We start from the raw sequence: 21,571 nt of genomic DNA on the forward strand, positions 1-21,571 counted from the left end.
CTCTGGGAAGTGGATATGGGGGTTGGCTGGCGGTGCTGGCCTGCTCAGCCCCTGTAGAACTTCTCGGTTATGTACTGGTTGTAGTACTCGGGGTTCAGAGGCTCTCCCAGCCCCCTCTCCACCAGCTCTTTCGGCGGGTATGTCGAGCCGTACCTGTGTATGTTCTCTCTCAGGAACATCCTCACCTTGCCCAGCTCACCCTTCTCAACGAGCCTGTAGAGGCCTCCGAGGGACCTGTCTATAGCAGCCTTTATCTGTGCCGAGAGCACCGTGCCTAGGGTGTAGGTTGGGAAGTAGCCTATGCTACCGTGGCTCCAGTGCACGTCCTGGAGGACCCCGTCCCTGTAGCTCTTGGGCCTGACGCCAAGGAGGTCGTCCATCATGCTGTTCCACAGCTCGGGGAGGTCGTCCACCTTTATAGAGCCCTCTATCAGCCCCTTCTCTAGAGTGTACCTTAGGTATATGTGGAAGTTGTAGGTAAGCTCGTCGGCCTCGACCCTTATCAGGCCCGGCCTCACTATGTTGAAGTAGAGGTAAACGTCCTCGTCGCTATAATCCTTGAGGAAGCTGAGGCGCCTCCTGAGTATGGGGGTTACTTGGGGTATGAAGGCCCTGCTCCTCGCCACAACATTCTCCCAGAACCTGCTCTGGCTCTCGTGAACGCCCAGGCTAGCACCCTCGGCCAGTGGTGAGGCCTTCAGCCTCTCGTCTATCTGCAGCTCGTAGAGGGCGTGGCCATACTCGTGGATAACCGCGAACAGGGTGTGCCTGAAGTCGCGGCCCTCGTACCTAGTGGTTATCCTAACATCCCCTATACCCATGCTTATGGTGAAGGGATGGGGGCTCACGTCCAGCCTCCCCCTGTCCCACGGGAAGCCGAGGAGGTCCAGGACCTCTCTGTTCACAGCCTCCATAACACCACGCTCATACTCCACAGACTCGAGGGGATGGCTCCTAGGGTAGGAGCCCGTGGAGAGAACCCTCTCCAACGCCCTCCTGAGAGTGGGGACTATCGAGTCGAACATCCTATCAACATCCACAACAGTCAAGCCCTCCTCATGCAGGTCCAGGAGAGCGTTGTACGGATGCCCCTCCCAGCCAAGATAATCAGCCATCCTCCTGGCGTACTCCACAATCCTCTCCAGATAGGGCTTGAACAGGCCGAAATCATCCCTCTCCCTAGCAGTCCTCCAGGCATGAGTAGCCTCCTCCCTCAGCTTGGCAAACTCGAACACAAACTCCTCCGGTAGAGACCTGGCGATACGCACCTCCCTCTTCAAAACCCTCACAACACCAGCCTCATACTCGTTGAGGCCCTCCTGAGACTCAGCCCTCTCCAGCAGCCGGAGGAGCTCCTCCCTCAGCAGCAGCCTCCTCCTAAGAACAAACAAGTCAGCCCGGGCGAGAGCCCTCTCCCCAACACCACCCTTAGGCATGTAAGTCTCGCTATCCCACCCCATCAGCGAGAGAGCATGGGAAACACTCCACACAGGCCTATAAGCCTCGACAAGCTCCCTAACAACACTATTCTCAAAAACCTCCCACACGCCAACCCACCAAACAAACTCGACATACGAAATAACGCCTAAATACACCAAACCCCCAGCAACCACCCAAAAAGCAACAAAAAGCCGCACAGTGGAAAGAAACCTACACCCACTATAAAACAAGCCACAAAATAATCAGACGGGATACGAGGAGACAAACAAATCCTAGAGTAAAGGCCTGGGAGAAGGCAAAATCGATACCACACAAACCATGAACATACTCACACATATAACTCCTTTTAAAGACGAAAACAACACACAAAATAATAGAGTACCTTTTAAACCTTCCCACCAGATATAGTATTACCCCAAGAACAAAAACTGGAAAAGAAAAAGGAACCTACCTACAAAAACGGTGTCGACAGATGTCCCCAGGCGGAGCACCAAGGCCACCAGACTTCGACCCGTTCTAGCTATCTTTACTCTATATGTCTATCTAAAATGATAAATTTTAGGATACTTTTTAAACTATGCCCAAAAAATACCAAAGAACTTTTAGCTGACCTTAAAAATCCAACTACCCTTTAGTGGAGAATACATTTTATATGTTAAAGTATACACTCTATTACCAAGTTCCGGAGTGAAAAACGAGACACTTATATCATCTATATCGCAAATTTCCCTTATTTTATCTACTATATTATAAAGATATACAGGACTTATAGCTAGCAGAATTAGCATGTTATATGTGAGTACAGTTTTTCCTTTTTTGAACCCACTTTTTTGTAATTCCATTTCCATTTCTTTAAACTTTTGCAAATTACTATACATTACAATTTGAGTTGCATAAAAATAATGAGACATTGTTAATGCTAGGCTCCGCATACACGAAAGATCTTTAATGTTCAAATACAACAGCATACCAGGAACGTCCATTTTATCATACATCATTATTTTGAAGCCGTCAATTATGGAAGAGATATGTTTTTTATGTTTTGAATACTTTCTCATAGGAAAATTCAAGTCATGCAGTTTTTTCATTATATATACTAATGATTTTTGTACTGATAATGAATCTATTTCGAGGCCTGCCAGTATCATTAGGTCTATTAGGTCTCTGAACGCTGGTTTCTCCTTAGACTGCGGCTTATGTAAAAGTCTGTATAGTTTTTCTTCTATTATTGGTATTTTTGGGTGGTTGTCTAGTAGTTCTAGGGCGGTTGCCGGGTTTATGTCTTTGGGTTCTTCGAAGTAGTATGTGAAGCTGGGTTTTGAGAGTAGGACCTCGTTTGCCAGTAGTAGGTTTAGCCTGGAGCCTTGGTAGTTTTCTATGAGGTATCTTGCCAGCTGCTCTTCCGCGCCTGTTGGTGTTGCGTAGATTCTGAGGGCTCCTAGTGCAGTTCTTAGCTCGGATTTTAGGGCGTGCTCCACGTGTATGTACTGGAGGTTGCTCCCGGTCGACTCCATGGCCACGTAGGAGAGCCCGAGCTTCTGTAGGCTGTAGTCGACCCTAGCCCTGACACCGGTGTTTTTAAGGTTTTCCACTATCCTCCTCACATGCGATACGTCGAGCCCCGTCATCCGGGCTAGGTGGCCGATCTCCGGCGGGTTGTGGCTGTATTGTATGGCGTCTAGGAGCTCCAGCAGGTCCCTCCTCCCCTGCTTCAGCATCCTGGCGAAGTCGTATAGTATGCCCTCCAGAACTGGCACTTCAGCTAGGCACCCCCCTTCCCTGCCTGGGCTTCCCTCTCTATAGGATGTGCCTCTACACTGTTTAACAAAGCCCTATCCCCCCATGGCTAGCAGCCCCGCCACCGCTATTTGAGCCTTGGACCTCACCTGTAGTACCTCATCTTACATTGGTTAACACGTGTGCTGGAGGCTGTATTACAGTCGCGGGCCACCCTTTTTATTCTTACCGCCGGGTTCTAGTAATACCTTATATTGGATGTCTTTTATAGGAGGTTTGGGAGGCTATTAACAGGACAGTATCCCGGGGCCGTGTGCTAGAGCTGTTGGTAGCGCCTTCTAAGCCTTTTTATGAGGATCTCGTAAATGGGGCTGCCGGGCTCCAGCAGGGTATAGCTGAAGGGGGGGTTCCAGCCTGGGATTATCCTCCTAATCTCCTCAAGTGTGACAGGCCTCTCGTAGATCCTCCTGGAACCGACCTCGATTGCTATAGCCCTCTTAGCACCCCGTATGTACTGCCATGCATCCTCGCCAACCCCTGACCCCGGCTTGCTGGCTATGCTCCATATCTTCTCCGGCGTCGCCTGTATGACCCTCCTGGCCTCGAACTCCCCTATAATGCTCTTGACCTTACCGCTTGCATAGACAACTATTATAGAACCCTCCTCTATGGGGGGCACGCCGTGTATCCTGCGCAGCTCGTACTTCTTCCTGCCAGCCATTATAGCCCTCGCATACTGCGGCCTTATGCTCATCAGATAAAGTATCTCCTCCAACTCCTCCAACACGGCTCCCACACTACAGCCTTAAAACAGGGGTTTATAGAGGTTTGGACATTAGACCGTAGACTCCTGAGGGGGCGATTAGGGCTGGTGGTGACGGCTATATCCCTATAGGGGTGCAGGCTGTGGTCGGTGTCGAAGTTGCCGTCAAAATCCTGCGGGAGGCCGGCTCGGCGGTGGCGTTCACAGGGGCTGGTATAAGCGCGGAGAGCGGTATACCGACCTTTAGGGGGAAGGGCGGGCTGTGGAGCAGGTTTGACCCGCGAGAGTTGGCTACACCTGAGGCGTTCAGCCGCAGCCCCAGGCTGGTGTGGGAGTGGTATGCCTGGAGGATTGAGAGGGTTCTATCGGCGAAGCCAAACAAGGCGCACCGGCTTCTGGCCAGGCTTGAAGACAGAGGGGTCCTAACAGCTGTTATAACACAGAACGTGGACGGCCTGCACCGGAGGGCGGGTAGTAGGAGGGTGCTGGAGCTTCACGGCAATATACTTAGGGCTCGCTGCACTAGCTGCGGCTTAAAGCTGGAGTGGGGAGGGAAGCCGGAGAGGCTACCGCCAACATGCCCCGAGTGCGGAGGGCTTTTGAGGCCTGACGTCGTTTGGTTTAGCGAGCCCCTGGACAAAGGGGTTTTGGAGGAGGCGTTCCGCCTCGCCCGTCAGTGCGATGTTATGATAGTTATAGGCACATCTGGAGCGGTGGATCCGGCTGGCCTTATACCCCTCGTGGCAAAGGATAGCGGGGCCGTCCTTGTCAATGTGAACCCGGAGCCCAATAGGTACACCGGCATGGCCGACGTAGAGCTCCGCATGAAGGCTGTACAATTCGCAGAGAGAGTCTCGGCAGCATTAGGGATAAATGTCTAGGCTCCGCTACCCCCAGGTCCTCAGCCTGTATAGGAGGAGCTCCAAGCCCACCCCACCCATGCTATGGTTCTCCAGCCCCTCTTTCCCCCGGGGGGAGCATGAGACACTTGCAGTCTAGACAGCCCTTCTCCAGGTGTCCCACATCTATAATGCATGAGGCCAGGGGTTCGCCTCCCACGGTGTAAAGCCGAATTACAACCTTGCCGTCCTCAACTCCAGCTTCGGCCTTGCCAGGAAGGCAGCAAAGCCTGGAGACCTTCACCACATGCTCGCCGCCCTTGTATACAAGTGTTATTGTGGCCTCGTAGGTGTCGCCCGTGGAATGGCCCCTCACATCCTTAACGGCAACCTCTCCGGCCAAGAGACTCAACCCCTATATTATAGGGATTCAGGCAGGGCCTATCCTCTTTTCCGTCACCAGATTAGGAGTATATTTTAGGTTGAGGCGCGCACCGACGGATCCCCGCTTCACCCTATCTCCCGCGTGGCGCGCGGGCGTCTGCGGGGCGGAGGTCCCAATACTATTTCCATAGGGGCTCCCGACGGCATATAACGGTTTTGAGGAGGCTTCCCTTACGGGAAGCTAATACTCTTCTTCGAGTTCTTTGATTATCTTTTCTAGCTCCTCGTTGCTTGTCTCTCCGTTGCCATAGAACCTCTCGAACCACTCCATGAAAACGTGGAATGCTATGCCCACGTCAATCTCATACTGGTTTAGTATATAGGGGAGGACGGGGGTGAAGCCGAACACCTCCTCAACGTTCTTACCATAGTCTACAGCCTCCATAACAATCTTATCCACAAGCTCGTCACCAACCGCCACAGCCTTATCCCCTTGCTCGCTCAGCACTATCTTACCGTTATCCATCCTGATATACCCTTTTTTAGCTAGCGACTCCAACACAGCATCTATCACTTCGTCGTCAAGAAATATGGAGTCATAGAGCTTTCCAATCCTGTTAATCCCCGTCTTCTTTATAGTAACCAGCATCAGAAGTTCCTTGATGCTCAGTCCGTGTAGAGGCTCGTAGAGTGACAACACTAACCCCCATTCAATACTATAGACTACTAATGCTACTTAGAGTTTTATCCACATAAATAGACAGGGTTTGGTAATTCCTTTTTAAATGTTCATACCGGTATATTCCGCTGGAAAAGCCATAGGTGAAATAGGGTCCAGGCTCTCCTAAGAGGTTAACAGTCGAGGTGGGCGCACCGCACTTTTAAAGAGCATCCCGTATTATACCTGGCGGGAGCCCGTGCCGCTGTGTTAGAGAGCACTCACATGAACATAACCCAGCCGCCGGGTTGAGGGTTGAGAAAACCTTGTCGCAATGACATTGAAAGGGGTAGGTGAGGCGGTTTAGAGGTACTCCCAAATTCCGCGGCCTCTGTAGTTGTAGACTATTGTCTTCAACGCAGTCACATACTCTATGCTGTAGCCTATCCCCTCTCTCCCTATTCCCGAGTCCTTCCTCCCGCCGAAGGGGTAGTAGCCTATGCCGTGTCTTGGGTACTCGTTTATGTAGATAGCCCCTACCTCCAGGAATCTTATGAGCTTCCTTATCCTAGCCATGCTCTCCCCGAATATAGCGGCGTCGAGGCCATAACGCCTGCCGTTCGCGAGTTCTACGGCCTCGTCTAGGGTTGAGAAGCTGGTTATGAGGGCTACGGGGGCGAATACCTCGTCTTTGTATAGCTTTAGCTCCTTGAGTATACTCTTATCCTCGACCTCTACTAGAGCTGGTGTTATGTATGTGTCGCCTATTCTCTCGCCTCCGTATAGTAGCTTTGCGCCCTTGGATACCGCCTCTTCAATCGCCTCAACCATGGCGTCAACAGCTTCTTTATCAATAAGCGGTCCCATGGTTGTGGATTCACTCCTCGGGTCTCCAACCTTTACCTTTGAAAGCTCCTCTACTAGGAGTTTCTTCATCTCGCTGTAGACCGGCTCCTCGACGAGCACGAGCTTTATAGCGTCGCACCTCTGGCCAGCGTAGCTAGTTATACCCGTGGCTATCTTGGAAGCCGCCGACTTCAGGTCGGCGTCCGCCAATACTATAGCCGGGTCTCCCCCGCCCAGCTCCATTATCAGCTGTTTAATGCCCGCGGACTGCATCACTTTGACGCCCGTCTCGCTGCTGCCTGTGAGGCTTATAACGCTTATCCTCCTGTCGGCGACTAGCCTCTCCGCCTCTGAGCCCTTTAGAGTTGCAACCATGAGCGACTCTGGCGGGAACCCTGCCTCGATCGCTAGCCTAGCGAACATGATAACCGGTAGGGGGTCTGCGCTGGGAGGTTTCACTATGAAGGCGTTGCCTGGTATAGTGCTGTAGACAAACTTGTTTACAGTGTCGAATAGGGGGTAGTTGAAGGGTATTATGGCCAGTACAACACCGTACGGCTCCCTCCTCACTATGCCCTCGCTCTCCAGAGTGTGCCTGTCCCAGTCTCCCGGCACGTACTCACCCTGGAGCTTTCTGAGGTCCAGGGCCGCCTTCCTGAGCCTATCTATACTAGCCTCAACCTCTCCCGCAGCCTGCTTCCGCGTCTTCCCAGCGTTAACTATGAGTACCTCCTCAAAGTCGCCTGCATTCTTTTCTAGCAGGTCGGCTATCCTGGACAGTATGTTTAGCCTCTTCTCTCCGGGGATGTCCCTTATCCTCCTCCTCCCCAACCTATAGACGACGTCAACACCCTTCTCTATGGCTCCGGCATCGAGCCTAGACACCTTCGCTATTATACTCCCGTCAATCGGGCTCTTAACCACCGCTAGGCTGTCCGTCAAAACCCAGCTTCCGGCTACGAAGGTTTTAAAGACACCTACTTCTCCTTCCCTCTCGACGATGTCCTCGAAGAGAGGGCTCCTAAGTTCTAGGGAAGCCTTATGGTTCAAGCTTTGGACTCACCTCCACATACTAAGTACTCTAACCCAGTATAAATTAGAGGGTTGGCAGCTGTCATGAAGCGGCAAAAGCTGAAGTGGGAGCCAGGCAGCAATACTTACGGAAAAACCCACTTATATTCGCTTCCCCCCTTTTCCCTGGGATAGCAGGCGGGAGTATAGACAAAGGCCTATTACTGCTAATTGAAAGTTTTGTTCGACACGCAGGGATTAGACGCTAATTTTTGGTTTCCATAGCTTCCCTTAGGGGGTGCGACCCCTTTTGTCCCCGCGTCCTGACTATTTTCATGGAGTATTACTGGAGGGATGGTGGGGCTACGGTGGGTCTAAGTGTTAGTGGGGTGGGAGTGATAACCCTGGTCTGCTCCAAATGTAATTTTAAGCTCTATTGGTACGTGATAGGTGATAAGAGCAATAGAAACAAGTTCAGCGGGCCTCCCGTCCCGTCTAAGGCTCTGGCGGGCTATGACAATGCTCAGTGCCCTAGGTGCGAGTCGCCGCTCAGCATATCGAGGCCAAGGAGGATCAAGATCATGACCAGGGATGAGTTTGAGGAGGAGTATGTGGTTACCAAGTTTGAGGTCCTCAGGAGGACGACGCTTGTCGAGGAGCATATAAAGAGGCAGATCCAGCCGATTGCAGGGGTTGAAACGGGAGAGGCTGCCTCCGGCCTCAACTTCTAGCTCAGGCTCTTTTTCACCGCCTCCACTATATCGATATAGGTGGTTTCTCCGCAGCCTTCCCAATAGTATTTCTTAGCAAGGCTCCGGAACCTCTCACTCCGGACCAGGCTTAGGATCCCAGGTATTCTTCTCGACAGGCCGGAGACTAGTTTCACCACGTTACCACAGCCTCTGGAGGCCGAGTCGTAGTCTATTATCACAGCCTTACTGGGGGTGAACAGGACGCTCCTCCATGGCCTATGGAGCTCCCCGTGGAGTATGCCCGCGGTGTCCAAGGCCCTGGCAGCCTCTATGGCGGCCAGTATGTGGCGAGGCCTCAGAAGCCCCTCCTCAGAGAGGTCCTCAAGGCTTGGGCCGAGAACGGGGGCCATGACTATATACTCCTCGCTGAAGTCGTAGACCTCAGGCCCTGCTCCCGCCAAGGCGGCCAAGGCAGCGGCCCTGGCCTCGGGCTCCAGGGTCTCCCGGCGAGAATCCCTCCTCCTAACCTTTAGAGCCGCAGCGGAGCCCCGCCAGTCGACGAGGAACACGACTCCAGCGTGACCCTTACCCAACAGGCTGCAGACCCTCTCAACACCAGCCTTCTCCAAAACCGCCGCTATCCAGCAGTCTCCCCGGGGCGGGTAACAGGTCTGGATCAGCTCCTGCAGTCCTCCAAGACATAGCGCACCCAGGGAGGAGTGGGGTCTCGAAGGGCTTCCAGCTGGCTGGGGAAACCGCAGCGGCCAGTCGACGGGCATACTATCACCCTATACATCCTCGTCCCCGGGGGGAGGGGGAGCGTCTCGAGCGCCCTCTCTATATCAACTGCAGCCTTCCCTTTGTATAGCCTGGCCCCCGATAGGCTGCCGTCCTCCCCCACCCACACCCAACCCCCCTCCCCCAGCCTCTTCTCGGTGAAGCGAACGGCCCTCTCACTCTCCCAGGGCGGCGGCCCTGGCCTAGCCTCTATATGGTATCTGGATGGCGACTCCATGTGTATGTAAACTGCGGCCTCCGTAGCCTCGTCTGTGTAGAAGGCGTATGAGAGGGCTGGGTAGCCTCTTGCCCTGGCCGCTCTGAACAGCCGCTCGCCGATCCTCTTGATGCGCCCCCAGATAGCGTCCGGCGGGTGGTTAGAGTAGTCGCCGACCATAACAACCATAACGCCCGGCAGAGGCTTGATGCAGGGGTTGCGGGGTTGGAAGGCGTGGAAGAACTTTTGTGAGGGCTTCCGCATGAAAAGGTTTGCTGCGTGTACAAGCTCTGATAGCCTCTTTAGAGTGACGGAGGCTGCTGTGTTTCTAGAGGGGTCAACGGGGTCGGGGACTATCATGGGGGAGTCTGGATACCTCCTGGCAAGCATGCCGAAGTCCGCCTTGCCGCCGGTTGTATCTATCATCACTGGAGGCCTCCAGGATGAGGCGGCCTTAACCGCCTCCTCAAAGCCCCTGTAGTGTATTACAAGCACCTCAGCAAGGTAGCCTGAGAACCCTCCTACACGGGTTTCAGCGCCATAAACGCCCACCCCCTTGAGGAACGACTTGAACAGTAGTATATCGTCAACAAGCCACGGCTCCTCCTCCAGCCTGCTCCTCACGTACCTCGTGTGGAACGGCGTCCTCTCCACCCCCATGGCCTCCCTCGGGTCTACGGCTAGCGGCGCAGGAACTATGTCTGCCTGCATACCCATGAGGGAGACTGTCGCGTATGGGTGCTCGCTGTACTTGAAATAGTAGGGCAGCCTCCCCCCCAGGCATGATCTAAGTATCTCTTCGCCTAGCCTCTTTATCTCCCCCCGCGGCGCGTCCAGTAGGAGGAAAACGTCTATCTCCCACTTGTCTCTAAGCAGCGTGCCCTTCGCTGCGCTCCCCACAAGCTCCACCCTATATCGGGGAGAGAGTAGCTTGAGGTCCTCGCAAGCTTCTAGAGCGTCCTTAACGATGTGGTAGAGCCTTCTGAGTATCGAAAGCTGGAGCCTTGTAGGCCTTATACCCTCCAGTACCTTCTCCCTCAACCCGCTAGGCAAGATACCCCTACTCTTGACGCCGTTCAACACCAGCGCCCCATCCACCGCTAACCCTGGTCTTGGGTGGCCTTGACCTCATAGAGAGTCTTGTAAATCGGTCCCTGCCTTGTGAGTATGCTCTGCTTCAGCCTTATACTTGAGACTTCAACGCTTCCCACCTCCACGTCGCCCATCTCCCTAAGGAGCTTCACGAGTGCGGGCAGGTTCCTAGCCCCCTTTATCCTCGCTAGAGTGACGTGGGGATGGAACTCCTGCCTCTCCGGGCTGAAGCCCATGCTTGAAAGGATCCTCTCCACCTCATCCCTTATCCTCCTGAGGTCCTCGGCCCCAGCACTCACCCCCACCCACACCACCCGGGGCCTCTCCGGCCTGGGGAACGCTCCTAGCCCCCTAAGCTCTATCCTGAACCTCCCGAACCTGATGGAGGCCAAACGCTCCCCAATCTCCGAGGCCACAGGCTCGCTTACCTCTCCTATAAACCTAAGCGTTATATGGAAATTCTCATCCTCAACAGTCTTCATAGGAACGCCCGTGTGGGCTATGGAGTCCCTAAGCCTAGCCAGCCGGCCTACTACCACCGGGTCTTCTATATCTACCGCGATAAAAACCCTAACCAAGGCCGTGTCCCAGTGATAAACACCCGGGGGGTCCAAGGATTTTTATCCATAACACAGACCGCCGGGGAGCCAGCCCCGCTTATCCCGCCAGCTGACAAATAGGATCCTGTGGGTTCAAGGTGCTATGCTTCGCCGCCGCTCAAGCGGTAGGAGGAGGTGTTTCAAGCCGTCGTCCTTCATAGCCGTTCTTGCCGAGAAGCCTAAGGCGGCTGCCAAAATAGCGTACGCCCTGTCAGACGGCAGGGCGCCCTTGAGGTGCAGCGAGTACGGTGTTTCCTACTGGTTAGTGCGCAGGGATGGGGCCACAATAGTTGTGGCCCCCTCGGCTGGCCACCTCTTCGGCCCCCACTCGGAGTACAGGGGGTTCCCGGTGTTCCACTTCCAGTGGCGCCCGATTTTCGAGTTCGACAGGAGAGCAGGGTATCTTGCCAGGTTCTACCGCATGCTCTCCAGGATCCTCCCTGGAGCCATTCTCTACGTAAATGCGTGCGACTACGACATTGAAGGCAGCGTGATAGGCTTCAAGATAATAGAGGCGTTCGGAGACGTTACACGGGCTAAGAGGATGAAGTTCTCGACGCTAGCCCCCCAGGATATAAGGAGGGCGTATGCACGTATGGACCCCCTCGACGTGGAGATGATAGAGGCTGGCATGGCGAGAAGCGAGATGGATTGGCTGTGGGGGATAAATGTGTCGAGGGCGCTAATGGAGGCGGCTAGGAGGGCAGCCGGCAAGAGGGTCATACTGAGCGCCGGGAGGGTCCAGAGCCCAACGCTAGTCGAGGCCTATAGGAGGTGGAGGGAGATAAACCTCCACGTCCCCAAGGCCTCGGTGGCGGTGAAAATATCGGTCGAAAAGAGTGGGAGCGTTTTCGAGGCCAGGCCGCACGGCTGGAAGCCACCCTCGCTGGATACAGCTAGGTCTTTGAAAAGCGAGTTTAGAAAGGACCCCTGGCTCGCCGTGGATGAGGTTAAGAGCGAGAAGGCCAGTATGAAGCCCCCGCCCGCTTTCAACCTGGGCGACCTCCAGAAGGAGGCGAACAGGATACTGGGCCTACCGCCCTTGAAGACGCAGAGCATAGCCGAGGACCTCTATCTCGAAGCCCTCATAAGCTACCCACGCACCAACAGCCAGAAGCTGCCGCCATCAATAAACTACAAGTCTATAATCGACAAGCTCGCCAGAGGTCCCTTCGCCAGGGAGGCTGGAGAGCTTCTCAGAGAGACGGGAGGAGTGCTTAGGCCCGTCCAAGGGCCTAAGGAAGATCCTGCACACCCAGCTATACACCCCACCGGGGAGACGCCGAGCCGGAGCCTCTCCAGAGAGCATATGGCTGTATACGAGCTTATAGTCAGGAGGTTCCTGGCCGCTTTCAGCAGGAGCGCGATAGTGGGGAAGTCTACGGTACTCCTGAGGGACTCGAGGGGTAGGGGTTGGAGGTCTGAGGGCATTAGGATAGAGGATCCCGGGTGGCTTAAGTACTACCATTATAGCGCACCCCGAGAGAAGCTTCTACCCCCCCTGAATACGGGGGATCAGGCTAGAGTGGTTGGGGTTGACGTCAAGGTGGAGTGGAGCCAGTCTCCAGTTAGGCTAGACAAGGCCAGCCTGCTGAGGTGGATGGAGAGCGTTAACATAGGCACAGAGGGCACCAGGGCCAGGATCATAGAGACGCTGTACAAGCGGGGGTACCTCGAGGGGGCTAGAAAGTCTCAGGTCACACCGCTGGGGGAGGCCGTGGCCACCATAATCCAGACCCTCTTCCCCGAGCTCTCCAAGCCCGACCTCACTAGGAGGTTCGAGGCCATGATAGAGGAGATACGCAGCGGCCGTAGAACAAGGATGGAGGTGGTAGAAGAGTCTAAAAAGGCTATATCCAGGCTTATAGAGAGTTTCCTCGAGCGGCTGGACTCTGCAGCAAGGGAGATAGGCGTTTCCCTCGGAAGCATAGAGGTGGATGAAACCTGCCACATATGCGGTAGGAGGGCTGTTTCGACAGTAGGGGGCTACAGCCTATGCAGCAACCATCTCGAGGCTTTTGAGAGGCTTAGGAAAGCACTGCCCAGAACTGCTTCGACACTATCCTCCACCCCTAGAGAAGCCCTGGAGGCTATAGCTAGAAGCAGGTCCAGGGCGGGGTCCTGGGTGAGGGAGATAGCGGCTCTCGCTCTAGGCGATGAAAAGGTATACGAAGCCTTGCTATGAAGAAAGCCGAACCGCCCCGCGGACTCGAGGCCTGGTCTCAAGCCTCAGGAGTATAGGTTTTCCAAGAGTATTTTGATTATGCCTATGTACGGGATCTTTATGGGGACTCCCGAAACCTCCAACACCTTACCCACTATAGCGTCCCCTGGTACTCCGACTGCGTAGCCCACGCCCTCTATAGAAGCTGGGCCGCACCTGACAGGGTCTCCCATGTCGGTTATGGGGTTGTTGTCGCCCTTGACAACGTAACACTCCAAACCGCTGTCGCCCTGGTAGACGGCTACCACCCTATGGATTATCAGCCTATCGCCCTTCCTGTAGACCACAATATCTCCAACGCTGTAGCCGTCCTCGCCAACTATAACCACGAGATCCCCACTATGGAGGATGGGCTCCATACTTCTCCCTTGAACCACCGCGAATCCAGCCCCGTAAAGGATGCCAGCAATGTAGAGCATAGCTGTCAATACTATTAGAATGGTTGCCACGAGCTGGAGGGCCCTGGCGAGCCTTGTAGTAGTCCGCACTGTTCCAACCCCGCATCCCGAGGCTCTCCAGCCATCAGGGTGTCTCTAGCGGCCTTAACATCTATTATTCTCCCCCACAGTACCATGTCAATTGTAAGGCGCGGGAGAATGGGGGTAGTTGGGGTTAGAGTAGAAGAGCCTTTGGCGAAGCTTGGCGTCAGGCTTGTCTATATAGTCTTCGACGGCGTCTCGGTGGGCGAGTCTCCAGAGGGTCTCGTCCAGACCCTTAGATCTGTTGAGGACGAGGTTGTTCAGGCCTTCGCCGGGCCCGAGGCTCTAAAGGACGATCCCAGGGTTAGAGCTTACAGGAGGTTCCTCTGGAGGCTTGGCATAGACCCTACCAAAGTGAGGCCGAGTAGCGAGGCTCTAGCCCGTAGGGTTCTGAGGGGCTCCAGAATACCCCTTATAAACAATGTTGTTGATGCTGGCAACATAGCAAGCCTCAAGACGATGGTTCCCATAGGCCTCTACGATCTAGACACTGTGAAACCGCCTCTAAGGCTGACCCTCAGCCGGGGGGGAGAGGTCTTCGAGCCTATAGGCGGGAGGCCGCAGACACTACCCAAAAACTACCCCATACTCGTGGACTCCCAGGGCCTGGTTATGCACGTCTACCCACATAGAGACTCGAAAGCGTCAATGATAACGCGCTCAACCAGGAGGGTGCTGGCTATAGCCGCGGGTGTGGAGGGGGTGGAAACAGGGGATCTTAGGAGGGCTATAGAGATACTCTCGGGGCTTCTGGAGAAGTTCGCGGGCGCCAGGCCGCTAGGACATGCTGTGGAGGTGTAGGGGGTGCACGACGCGGAACAACTTAGAAGGGTGGCCGTCAAGGTCTCCTCAGAGGCGGCCGGGCTCCTAAGGGATATGGCGTGTAGCGAGGACCTCGGGAGGGTTATTACAGGTGAGACGACGGTCGCCGACAAGAAGGCTGAAGACTACATTGTTGACATGCTGCGGAGCGAGCTGGAGTCGGTGCAGGTTATAAGCGAGGAGGCCGGGGGGGTGGCTTCGAGGGCTTCCGACGCTCCTATAGCTCTTGTAGACCCGCTGGACGGGAGCACTAACTACCTATCCTGCATAACCTGGTGCTCGGTGAGCATAGCCTTCGCAGACCCGCGGAGCGGCGAGGTCCTGGCAGGGTCTGTAGCCCCTGTTTACAGCGGCATGCCAGTCTCCTTCTCACGGGGGGGAGGCTGCTACCACGGGGGGGTTAGGTTTGGAAAACCTGGTATACGGGGGTCTATAATATCGGTTTACGTAGACGAGCCCGGCGCAGTTGAAGCCGTGGCGGGAGCTATAGGCAGGTTGAAGGGGTTGAGGAGGGGCTTCAAAGTCAGGAGCCTGGGTAGCGCCGCCCTAGAGCTCGCCTACACAGCCCTAGGCTATATAGCCGTGTTCGTGGACCTAAGGGCTAGGCTGCGCAACATAGATGTGGCTGCGGCTGTAGGTGCTATCAGAGAGTGCGGCGGCGTTGTCATGGACGGGCGAGGCTATCCCCTTAGGATTGGCGTGTGGAGCGTCGAAAGAGTCGGCAGCGTAGTCGCATCTCTAGACGAGACTCTGGCCAGGATCGCCGTAGAAGGGGGAAGTGGATAGGCTTGGAGGCTCCAGCCGGCCCCAGGCCCATGTGCAGCTTATGCCGCGTTAGACCGGCAGTCTACTACAGGAGGTTCAGCGGGCACAGGCTGTGTAGAAGGTGCATGAAGACGGCGCTGGAGAGGGGTGTTAAAAGGAGCCTCCGCGGCTCGAACGTCTTCAGGCCGGGAGTCAGCATACTCGTCTACCCCTCGGCAACAAACCCCCCGGCAAGCCTCGCCTTCGCCAGGCTAGTCGGCCTTGTGGAGAGGAGCTATGGGGCTAGGGTTTACGCCGTCCTGCCCAGCTATATCAAGGTCTACAGTGGCCTCGGCTTGCTCAGAGATTCTGTCGAGCTTGTGGAGCTGCCTGCACAGGTGGAGAGGGCTGCTGAGCGTCTAGAGAGTGTTGTGTGGGCGCCTAGGCTCCTCAGGCTGGAGAGGGGTCTAGCCTCGGTCGCCGCCGAGCTGTTGGGGCTGGATGCGGCGGTTCTACCGATAACTAGAACCGTGATAGGCATGATAGGTGTTGAAGCTCTAATATCGGCTAGCCTCCACTACATGTGGGACCTCGACGCCCCTCAGGCGGGTGGTGGAAGGCCTGTTGTGCTCGGGCTCAGGAATGTGGAGGCAGAGTTTATAACGGGGTATGCAGCCTTGGAGAGGTTCGACGCCTCCTCAAGGGTTAAACCAAAATACTCGTTTAAATACGTGTATAAAGCACTTGTGACTGACGACAAGCCCGAGCTGGAGTTCAGCAGCGCATCAACCATAAGCCTCCTAGCACGCGCCTTGGAAGGCGGCAAATGCAGGTGTAAAGCCTGTGGAGCCCCCATAGCCTGTGGAAAAGAGTTTTGCGAGGACTGCCAGTCTGTATGGGGCTGAAGGAAGAAAATATACCCCCGTGCCGCGGAGGGCAAACGTTAGGGATGACGAGCGGGGATCAATGAGTCAGCAGCCGCTTCAGGAGCCCCGGGGGGCTGTGACGTTATGGGCCGGCGCTACTGACCCATTGTTTTCCCATGTTTAAATCCTGCTCAATCCAGAATGGATAGTTGGTGGCTCTAGCTGTGATGTCCGAGGCTATTGTCGCCTACGTTTTGATAAACGTTGATGTGGGTAAGGAGAAGGAGGTGTTGGACGAGATTGTGAGGAGGTATGGCAGGAATGTTACGGAGGCTAGGGTTACCTACGGCGATTTCGACCTTATTGTAAGGCTTGAGGCGAGCAACATGAGGCTTCTAGACAAGATAGTCACGGGCATAAGGAGCATACCGGGCGTTTTGAGGACTACAACCCTTATAGCCTCCTAGCCTCCTGCGGGACCGGGTATCTTAGAATGGCCACCACTCCGCCGAAGCTCGCCAGCCTTTCCCCGGCTGGGGAGTCGTCGGGTATGATAATCACCCTTCCCCCCATAGATTCCACGAGCCTTAAGGCCTCGTCAACAGCCTCCCTCTCGGCATCGTCCGGCGAGTGGAGGAGGCTGTCTACTAGGAGAACGGTGTCAACAGCTCCCATCCTGGCTACTGCGAGGACCTCCTGTGGCGTGTAGGCTACAGTGTCCCTCGACTTGGCTATCCTCCTTAGAAACTCCTCGAGCACCTCCTCGGCCTCGACTATGCTAAGCTCCCTCAGTATCCTGGTTACTGTTTCCCTCCTAAGAGCTTCTCTAACCCCGGCGACACCGCCCATTGAGGTGTCAACTGTTGCCACTTTAAGCGAGGGCATTGCTCGCTGCACCTTCTCGGCCACCCTGGCTTTGAGGAGGCCAGGACCTGCTATGACCGCTATGGGGGCCCTGTGCCTTGAGGCCTCCTCCACTATCCTCCCCGCGGCCCTGTCTATATACTTCTCTATCTCCTGCTCACGCGATGGATCGTCCTTCCCGGGGAGCCTTGCAGAGGTGTCCTCTAGAATCTTCATGCCATGACCCGCCAGAACGGCTAGGGCGAATTCGTCGTAGTCAACTGCAGCCACGACTGCAGTCCCCCTAGCCCTACCCGAGGCCAGCCTATCCAGCTCCTTTTCACCCCACCCCTTCTCCCTCTCAACCACAAGCCACGTGCCTATAGAGACAGCGGTTGAGTGCCTCCTTCCTTTCACGCCGAACTCGTCGGGGCCTTCAACCACTATACCGCTTATCCTCAGCTTCCCTGTGAAAGGCTGGAACTCGATGGAGTCGAGTCTTATGCTGAGGGTCATAGCAACCCTCTCCTTCCTGCCCGAGCCCACCTGCACGTCTCTGTATGTGCGTATTCTCACCACATCACCAGGTCTGAGCGTGATCCTCAGCAGCCAGAGGTCCTCCTCGCTCTCTGGCCTCAGCCTAACTATCTTCCGCTTGTTGTCTAGGACCTCGACGCGCAAGCCATATCCACCTACGTCAAAACAGAGTGCCTTATCTGAGAGAAGCGTGGAATGGTGGGAGGAAGCTAGGATTTAACGGTATAGTATACTCCGGATCCCGGAAGCGCCTCCTCCGCGCCCTCGGGACGCGTATTGCTGTATGTCTTTATGGCTGTCTTATGGAGGCTCTCAAGATCCCTCTTGGCATTCTCTAGACTGCTGGGCACTAGTATCTCTGCAGTGTCAAGCGGCTCGTACAGCTTCTTACCCATAGACCTCTTCAGGTTCCATATAGCCCTGTTCACGGTGACTATGGACCGAGCCGTCGCGGCTAGCTTCTCCCTCTCCTCGGGGGCGAAGAGGGGTTCCGGCCACCTCTCTTTGTGGACGGTTCTGCCGTAGAGCCTCCTGTATATGGCGTCTGTTACGAATGGCATTATAGGTGAGAGGGCTATAAGTATCCTCCTGAGGATCTCGTGCAGCGTCGCCCAGGCCGCCTCCTGCTCCTCCCTCGTGAATAGGCCAGACCTGTTGTAGGCTCTCTCCTTAACAAGCTCCACGTAGTGTGAGGCGAACATGTCCCAAGCCAGCTCGTAGAGCAGGCTGGCCGGCTCGTAGACGTCCAGCTCTGCATAAGCCCTGTCAGCAGCCTCCAGATACTCGTCGACCAGAGCGAGGAAGGCCTTGTCGACCTCGGTAGCCTTCTCCAGAGGGCTTCCACCAGGTCTTGGGAAGCTTGAGACGAACCTGGCAAGGTTCCATAGTTTCGTGGCGAAGTTCCTACCCGTCTTCACCTTATTCTCGTCGAAACGATAGTCGTAACCGAGCTTGGCTGCTATGGCCGCCCAGAATCTGAAGGCGTCGCCGCCATACTTAGCCACTATCGGCTCGGGATCTATAACGTTGCCTAGGCTCTTATGCATAGGCCTCCCCTTGGGGTCTAGGCCCAGGCCCGTTATCCTAACCCACCTGAAGGCGGGTTTCCCGGTTAACTGGAGCACCCTCAGTATGCTGTAGTAGAGCCAAGTCCTGATTATGTCCTGCCCCTGGGGCCGCAGGACGTTGCGTGACGCCCTCTCATAGAACCTTTTATCCCACATCCATCGGGTCACGTAGAGAGGGCTTATGCTGCTGTCGAACCACGTGTCGAAAACCCTCGTCTCCCCCTTGAGATACTCGCGGGGGGCCCCGCACCTGGGGCAGGAGTCCCACGGGGGCTCCTCGGCCCACGGCCTGTAGTACCTACCCGGCTCCGGGACCAGCTTAGCCCCACACCTACTACAGGTCCAGAGGGGTATCTCTGTCCCGTAGAACCTTTCTCTGGATATCGGCCAGTCCATCTTGATGCTGTCGATCCAGTCGTAGAGCTTCTTGCGGTGCATCTCAGGCTTGAAATCCATCTTAGCCGCCGCCTGCTTCACCACATCCTTGAAGTCGAGCTGCTTGAGGAACAGCTCCTTCCTGTGTATGATCTGGAGGGGGGTCTTACACCTCCAGCAGACTGGGACGCTGTGGACTATCCTCTCCTTCTTTACAAGAAGACCCTCCTTCTCGAGTATCTCGGCTATCCTCCTCCTAGCCTCTTTCACGGGTAGCCCTGCTATGGGGCCTGCATTCTCGTTCATGACCCCGTTCTCGTCTATCAGGACCTTCGGCTTGAGATCCAGCTCTAGGAAGAGTCTCACGTCCTCCTCGTCACCGTAGCTACATATCATCATCAGGCCTGTGCCGAAGTCCTTCTTAACAGCCGGGTGCTCGACTATCTTGACCTTATGCCCGTAGAGCGGCGCCACGGCGGTCTTCCCAGCCAGCCCTTTATACCTCTCATCCTCGGGGTGGTAGGCCAGGGCTGCGCAGCCGGCGAGCAGCTCGGGCCTTGTCGTGGCCACCACGAGGTCCCTGCCGTCCTCCTCTAGCTTGTATTTGACGTAGTAGATAAAGTCCTCTTCATCCTTATGCTCTATCTCGGCCTCGGCCAAAGTCGTCTTACACCTTGGACACCACCTTACAGGCCTTTCCGCCTCGTATATCAGGCCACGCCTCCAGAGGTCTATGAAGGTCGCCTGGGTCATCGACCTGTATCTGGGGCTGTCCGTACCTTCCCTCCAGTAGTCGAAGCCGCAGCCGAGCCGCCTCCATAGCTGCACTATCTCCCCCTCAACCCTGTCTAGGAACTCGCTGCATAGAGCTAGGAACCTCTCCCTCCCCTCCCTGGTCCTTGCCATCTCGTGAGCAACGACACCGTAGGTCTTCTCCACCTGCACCTCCACGGGGAGACCGTTACGGTCGGCGTAGAAGGGAACCACGACGTTATAGCCTTTCAGCTTGAAATACCTGGCTATCATGTCTATCTGTGTGTAGTGGGCAGCCCCGCCTACATGCCACTTGCCGCTTGGGTATGGTGGTGGCGTGTCTATCACAACTATCTCACGCGGGTCATCCGGGTCTAGGGTGGACTTGTGCAGGTCCTCAGAGTCCCAGAGGGAGAGTAGCCTCTCCTCCTCGCTTAAATCCCACCTCTTCTCCTGAATAACTGGTTTAAACTCCTCGCCCAAACATGCCACCCAGCATTAAGCGAGGTTGAACCCTGATACTCATAATTTTTACACAGTATCAGACGATAGGTAGATGGGGCGTGGTGGATGGAGGATAAGCCTAGCGAGGCCAGCTTCAGAGGCGAGTCGCCTCTGGAGGAGGGTGTAGAGTGTGGATGGGTAGAGGCTGTGGAGCGGGCCTACGGTCTCGAGGTCCTCATAGCCTCGGCATGGACACTGCTTGTATCCCTGGTAGCTGCCGCCCTGGGCGGCCCCGAGGCGGCCTCCCTCATAGTATCCCTATCCCTCGTTACATACCTCATACTCTCACTCTTCGAAACCCGCATCCGCCTAGCACCCCTCGCCGCCGCCGCGGGAGCCCATTTGGGTGCTGTAGCCTCATACTACTCAAACCCTCTTCCACTGCCCTTCCTAGTGGTTGAGCGAGGGCCCAACGGGGCCATCGTTAACGTCGACATAGTCCAGCTAGTAGCTTTTACGGAGATCGCTAACCTGCTACTATCAGCGCCTGCATGCGGGAGGGAGAAAGACTCAAAAACCCCCGTGGAGATTAATAGTGAGATCGGGCCGCAGGCCGGAGCACCTGAGCTAGCGAGCGCGCGGGAGCCGCGGTAGTATAGCCCGGCCCAGTATGCGGGCCTCTCGAGCCCGTGACCCGGGTTCAAATCCCGGCCGCGGCACCACATTATAACTCCGGCATCCTAAAGCCTAGCTGGGCTAGATGCCTTGCGAGGTCCTCATACCACGTCATCCACCGGTATAACCTATCGAGGCTCCGTAGAAATCGGTGAGGAGGTAGTAGAGCAGAATTACCGTGCCCAGGGTTGCCATGGCCCTGTTGACCGCCTTGTTGCTGGATTTGAAGAGTTTAAACGCCATCTTCCTTTTTGACAGAGGCCAGAGCGGCTGGAACTCCATGTACGTCATGAGGTCCCCGAGTATGTGTATCCAGACTGCCGTGAAGCCCGCTATAAAGCCCTCGAGGAAACCTAAACCCTCGACACCGCCCGACTCCAGGAGAACCCCTATCAGCAGGCCTGCTATTATCGATGCTGCTAGGTTGTGGGTATACTTCCTATGTGCTATCTCGAGGGCAAGGTCTATGTCGGGTAGTGTTGAGAGGCCTACTATCAGGAAGCCGAGGAAGATGGAGTCGATTGATTTCACGTCTAAAATAGAGTACACCCCGAATACAATCGCCATGGCCATTCCGAAATGCCCTTCCCTATTCATGTTTCGCCAATCCCATGAAAACCGGAAATTACTGGATTATGTTTTAATTTTTACCGGAGCAGATGCACGGTTACACCGTTAACCGCGCTT

21 protein-coding genes and 1 tRNA gene are annotated in these 21,571 nt (G+C 55.4%); 9 read left to right on the forward strand and 13 right to left on the reverse strand.

All coding sequences use genetic code 11. The features are described from left to right. Positions 1-44: 44 nt before the first annotated feature. From ACAM_RS05620 to ACAM_RS05630, 3 genes are all read right to left on the reverse strand, one after another. The gene (locus ACAM_RS05620) at positions 45-1,547 is read right to left on the reverse strand and encodes a carboxypeptidase M32 (RefSeq protein WP_062662126.1); all 1,503 of its coding nucleotides are present in this window, start codon (positions 1,545-1,547) and stop codon (positions 45-47) included. Between the two features lie 495 nt (positions 1,548-2,042). Further along, positions 2,043-3,197, reverse strand: a complete 1,155-nt coding sequence (locus tag ACAM_RS05625) for a hypothetical protein (RefSeq protein ID WP_022541854.1) — start codon at positions 3,195-3,197, stop codon at positions 2,043-2,045. A 296-nt stretch (positions 3,198-3,493) separates the two neighbouring features. Continuing rightward, positions 3,494-3,961 (reverse strand): ASCH domain-containing protein, encoded by a 468-nt coding sequence (locus ACAM_RS05630; RefSeq protein ID WP_232502282.1) that lies wholly within the window; start codon positions 3,959-3,961, stop codon positions 3,494-3,496. 122 nt (positions 3,962-4,083) lie between these two features. On the opposite strand from ACAM_RS05630, the gene cobB reads away from it, so the two are divergent. Then, positions 4,084-4,821, forward strand: a complete 738-nt coding sequence (gene cobB, locus ACAM_RS05635) for an NAD-dependent protein deacetylase (RefSeq protein WP_022541856.1) — start codon at positions 4,084-4,086, stop codon at positions 4,819-4,821. 61 nt (positions 4,822-4,882) lie between these two features. On the opposite strand, the gene ACAM_RS05640 is transcribed toward cobB, so the two are convergent. The 3 genes from ACAM_RS05640 to gapN form a co-directional block, all read right to left on the reverse strand. Continuing rightward, positions 4,883-5,182 (reverse strand): hypothetical protein, encoded by a 300-nt coding sequence (locus ACAM_RS05640; RefSeq protein ID WP_022541857.1) that lies wholly within the window; start codon positions 5,180-5,182, stop codon positions 4,883-4,885. Between the two features lie 222 nt (positions 5,183-5,404). Further along, positions 5,405-5,860 (reverse strand): hypothetical protein, encoded by a 456-nt coding sequence (locus ACAM_RS05645; protein ID WP_022541858.1) that lies wholly within the window; start codon positions 5,858-5,860, stop codon positions 5,405-5,407. 324 nt (positions 5,861-6,184) lie between these two features. Further along, positions 6,185-7,717, reverse strand: coding sequence for an NADP-dependent glyceraldehyde-3-phosphate dehydrogenase (gene gapN, locus ACAM_RS05650; protein ID WP_022541859.1), 1,533 nt, complete (start codon positions 7,715-7,717; stop codon positions 6,185-6,187). A 329-nt stretch (positions 7,718-8,046) separates the two neighbouring features. On the opposite strand from gapN, the gene ACAM_RS05655 reads away from it, so the two are divergent. After that, on the forward strand, positions 8,047-8,409 hold the full coding sequence (locus tag ACAM_RS05655; RefSeq protein ID WP_148706443.1) for a hypothetical protein: 363 nt from the start codon (positions 8,047-8,049) through the stop codon (positions 8,407-8,409). On the opposite strand, the gene ACAM_RS05660 is transcribed toward ACAM_RS05655, so the two are convergent. From ACAM_RS05660 to thpR, 3 genes are read right to left on the reverse strand one after another with little or no spacing between them, the layout of a single operon-like run. Continuing rightward, positions 8,406-8,999: a serine/threonine protein kinase gene (locus ACAM_RS05660; protein ID WP_022541861.1), complete on the reverse strand. Its 594-nt coding sequence runs from the start codon at positions 8,997-8,999 to the stop codon at positions 8,406-8,408. The two genes, ACAM_RS05655 and ACAM_RS05660, sit on opposite strands and share 4 nt — an antisense overlap. Positions 9,000-9,046: 47 nt before the next feature. Next, positions 9,047-10,462 carry a CCA tRNA nucleotidyltransferase gene (cca, locus tag ACAM_RS05665; RefSeq protein WP_148706444.1) on the reverse strand — a complete coding sequence of 472 codons (1,416 nt, stop codon included), beginning with the start codon at positions 10,460-10,462 and terminating at the stop codon, positions 9,047-9,049. 2 nt (positions 10,463-10,464) lie between these two features. Continuing rightward, on the reverse strand, positions 10,465-11,034 hold the full coding sequence (thpR, locus tag ACAM_RS05670; protein WP_062662268.1) for an RNA 2',3'-cyclic phosphodiesterase: 570 nt from the start codon (positions 11,032-11,034) through the stop codon (positions 10,465-10,467). A gap of 124 nt (positions 11,035-11,158) precedes the next feature. Between thpR and topA the strand changes: the two genes are divergently transcribed. After that, the gene (topA, locus tag ACAM_RS05675; RefSeq protein WP_022541864.1) at positions 11,159-13,240 is read left to right on the forward strand and encodes a DNA topoisomerase I; all 2,082 of its coding nucleotides are present in this window, start codon (positions 11,159-11,161) and stop codon (positions 13,238-13,240) included. Positions 13,241-13,284: 44 nt separating this feature from the next. Here the strand turns inward: topA and ACAM_RS05680 are convergent, their stop codons facing one another. Further along, positions 13,285-13,767: a signal peptidase I gene (locus tag ACAM_RS05680; protein ID WP_022541865.1), complete on the reverse strand. Its 483-nt coding sequence runs from the start codon at positions 13,765-13,767 to the stop codon at positions 13,285-13,287. Positions 13,768-13,875: 108 nt separating this feature from the next. On the opposite strand from ACAM_RS05680, the gene ACAM_RS05685 reads away from it, so the two are divergent. The 4 genes from ACAM_RS05685 to ACAM_RS05700 all read left to right on the forward strand — a co-directional run bounded on the left by ACAM_RS05685 (position 13,876) and on the right by ACAM_RS05700 (position 16,657). Beyond that, complete coding sequence (locus ACAM_RS05685) at positions 13,876-14,559, forward strand: B3/B4 domain-containing protein (RefSeq protein ID WP_022541866.1); 684 nt, start codon at positions 13,876-13,878, stop codon at positions 14,557-14,559. A 3-nt stretch (positions 14,560-14,562) separates the two neighbouring features. Continuing rightward, positions 14,563-15,366 (forward strand): inositol monophosphatase family protein, encoded by an 804-nt coding sequence (locus ACAM_RS05690; protein WP_022541867.1) that lies wholly within the window; start codon positions 14,563-14,565, stop codon positions 15,364-15,366. Between the two features lie 2 nt (positions 15,367-15,368). Then, a complete protein-coding gene (locus tag ACAM_RS05695) occupies positions 15,369-16,229 on the forward strand; it encodes an ATPase (RefSeq protein ID WP_022541868.1) in 861 nt (286 codons plus the stop codon). A 188-nt stretch (positions 16,230-16,417) separates the two neighbouring features. Continuing rightward, a complete protein-coding gene (locus ACAM_RS05700) occupies positions 16,418-16,657 on the forward strand; it encodes an Lrp/AsnC ligand binding domain-containing protein (RefSeq protein WP_022541869.1) in 240 nt (79 codons plus the stop codon). Here ACAM_RS05700 and ACAM_RS05705 read toward each other — a convergent pair. Together ACAM_RS05705 and ACAM_RS05710 are read right to left on the reverse strand one after the other, a co-directional pair. Then, positions 16,644-17,714 (reverse strand): pelota family protein, encoded by a 1,071-nt coding sequence (locus ACAM_RS05705; protein WP_022541870.1) that lies wholly within the window; start codon positions 17,712-17,714, stop codon positions 16,644-16,646. The genes ACAM_RS05700 and ACAM_RS05705 overlap by 14 nt on opposite strands. A 65-nt stretch (positions 17,715-17,779) precedes the next feature. Further along, positions 17,780-20,248 (reverse strand): valine--tRNA ligase, encoded by a 2,469-nt coding sequence (locus tag ACAM_RS05710; RefSeq protein ID WP_022541871.1) that lies wholly within the window; start codon positions 20,246-20,248, stop codon positions 17,780-17,782. 87 nt (positions 20,249-20,335) lie between these two features. Between ACAM_RS05710 and ACAM_RS05715 the strand changes: the two genes are divergently transcribed. After that, on the forward strand, positions 20,336-20,863 hold the full coding sequence (locus tag ACAM_RS05715) for a hypothetical protein (RefSeq protein ID WP_022541872.1): 528 nt from the start codon (positions 20,336-20,338) through the stop codon (positions 20,861-20,863). Continuing rightward, positions 20,854-20,931 (forward strand) — tRNA-Glu (locus ACAM_RS05720). Before ACAM_RS05715 ends, ACAM_RS05720 begins: the two co-directional genes overlap by 10 nt. A gap of 64 nt (positions 20,932-20,995) precedes the next feature. On the opposite strand, the gene ACAM_RS05725 is transcribed toward ACAM_RS05720, so the two are convergent. Further along, on the reverse strand, positions 20,996-21,481 hold the full coding sequence (locus ACAM_RS05725) for a metal-dependent hydrolase (RefSeq protein WP_022541873.1): 486 nt from the start codon (positions 21,479-21,481) through the stop codon (positions 20,996-20,998). Positions 21,482-21,571: the final 90 nt, after the last annotated feature.

Origin of the sequence: Aeropyrum camini SY1 = JCM 12091, from assembly GCF_000591035.1 — an archaeon.
Lineage (GTDB): Archaea > Thermoproteota > Thermoprotei_A > Sulfolobales > Acidilobaceae > Aeropyrum > Aeropyrum camini.